At 68.0% G+C, this 1,725-nt stretch carries 1 protein-coding gene and 1 pseudogene; one reads left to right on the top strand and one right to left on the bottom strand.

Features of this window, described 5'->3' with window-relative positions; all coding sequences use genetic code 11:
- On the bottom strand, positions 1–380 hold a 380-nt coding region (locus tag FFS27_RS32450), incomplete at its 3' end, for an aldehyde dehydrogenase family protein (RefSeq protein ID WP_121768481.1).
- Between the two features lie 338 nt (positions 381–718).
- Between FFS27_RS32450 and eatR the strand changes: the two are divergent.
- A pseudogene (eatR, locus tag FFS27_RS32445) lies at positions 719–1,725 on the top strand (sigma-54-dependent transcriptional regulator EatR); the annotation flags it as partial.

The raw sequence follows: 1,725 nt of genomic DNA, 5'->3' as shown, positions 1-1,725 counted from the left end.
TAGCGGAAGTGGTCGGCGGCCAGGGGGATGTCGGCGTTGAGGGTCTCGCGCACGGCCTTGCCGTTGTCCCAGGTCTCGGTGACGGCGAGCAGTTCCAGGTTCTGCTCGATGCGGTCGGCGATCTTCAGCAGGATGTTCGAACGCTCCTGCACCGAGGTGCGGCCCCAGGCGTCGGCGGCGGCGTGGGCGGCGTCGAGGGCCTTGTCGATGTCCTCGGCGGTGGAACGGGGGAACTCGGCGATCGGCTGGCCGTTCACCGGCGAGGTGTTGGTGAAGTACTGGCCCTTGACCGGAGGCACGAACTCGCCGCCGATGTAGTTGCCGTAGCGGGCCTTGAAGGAAACGATGGCGCCTTCGCTACCGGGATGAGCGTAACGCATGATGGTATCTCCTGGCTCTTGTGCTTATTAGGGGAGGACGCGCTGTCGCGCTTGTCGTAAGCCTGGAGCAAGGGCCGGGCCAGAGTGGCGAAAGGCCCGAAGTAGAGCGTCCTGGAGGTTTCGCAGGGGGGCTTGCGAACGCTCCCTGTCACGCGGGCGGGACGCTCGTGAGTGACACTCTGTACCGTTTTCGGCGCAGCGCATGACTCATCGGTCAGTCCGTCGTTGCATTGCGCCCCGGCCTGTTGGATGCTGCACCGATAGCCGTCCGGAGACTCGCGGACCGATCCACCGCGCCCAGGCAAGAGACGGCCCGTCCCTCGCGGAGAACCATAACAATGCCTGCCAGTTCCATGAGCCGCCACGCGCGGCAAGTGCTGACCGTCGCCCAGGGCAAGATCCCGCCGGGCGGCCCTGCGACCGATCCGTCCATCGCCCGCTCCTGGCTGCGCTGCCTGGAACAGCACCATCTCGATCCCGGCCAGCCGATGGCGCCGATGGTGCTGGAGCACGCGCGCATGCTCGAACGCCGCGAGCGCCTGCAACAGGTGCTGGAGATCGCCGATGGCGAGATGCACAGCCTCTACCAGCAGCTTTCCGGCAACGACCACGCGGTACTACTCACCGATGCCCGCGGGGTGATCCTCAATTGCGTCAACGCCGACGCCCAGCGCCAGACCTTCGAACACGCCGGCCTCTGGCTCGGCGCCGACTGGAGCGAGCCCTGCGAAGGCACCAACGGCATCGGCACCTGCGTGGTCGAGCGGCAGGCCCTGACCATCCAGCAGGAAGAGCACTTCCGTAGCCGCCACACCGGCCTGACCTGCTCGGCGAGCCCGGTGTTCGATCCGCAGGGCGAGCTGATGGCGGTGCTCGACGTGTCTTCGGCGCGCCAGGAAGTCTCGCGGCAGAGCCAGTTCCACACCATGGCGCTGGTCAACCTGTCGGCGAAGATCATCGAGGGCTGCTATTTCCTCCGTCGCTTCGAGGGCTCCTGGCTGCTGCGCTTCCATGTCCAGGGCGACTATGTCGGCCTGTTCAGCGAAGGGCTGCTGGCCTTCGAGGAAGACGGGCGGATCCGCGCGGTGAACCAGAGCGCGCTGAACCTGCTCGGTTGTCCGCGCCAGCGCCTGCTCGGCCAGCCGGTGGAGACCTTCTTCGATTGCCGTCTCGACGACCTGCTCGGTCGCGCCTCGCCGCAACCCAGCGCCAGCTGGCCGCTGCGCACCCGCGAGGGACGGACCCTGTACGCCATGCTGCGCGGCGCGCCGCGGGCGATACCCCAGGGCCTGGCGGTGCCCCCGGCAGCGAAGCCGGCGCCTGCCGCGCCCGGCCTGTGCCTGGG

The organism is Pseudomonas sp. 2VD (genome assembly GCF_005503585.1).
In the GTDB taxonomy this organism is placed as follows: Bacteria; Pseudomonadota; Gammaproteobacteria; order Pseudomonadales; family Pseudomonadaceae; genus Pseudomonas; species Pseudomonas aeruginosa.
The sequence above is the reverse complement of the archived record's forward strand: the minus strand, read 5'-3'. Positions and strand labels throughout refer to the sequence as shown.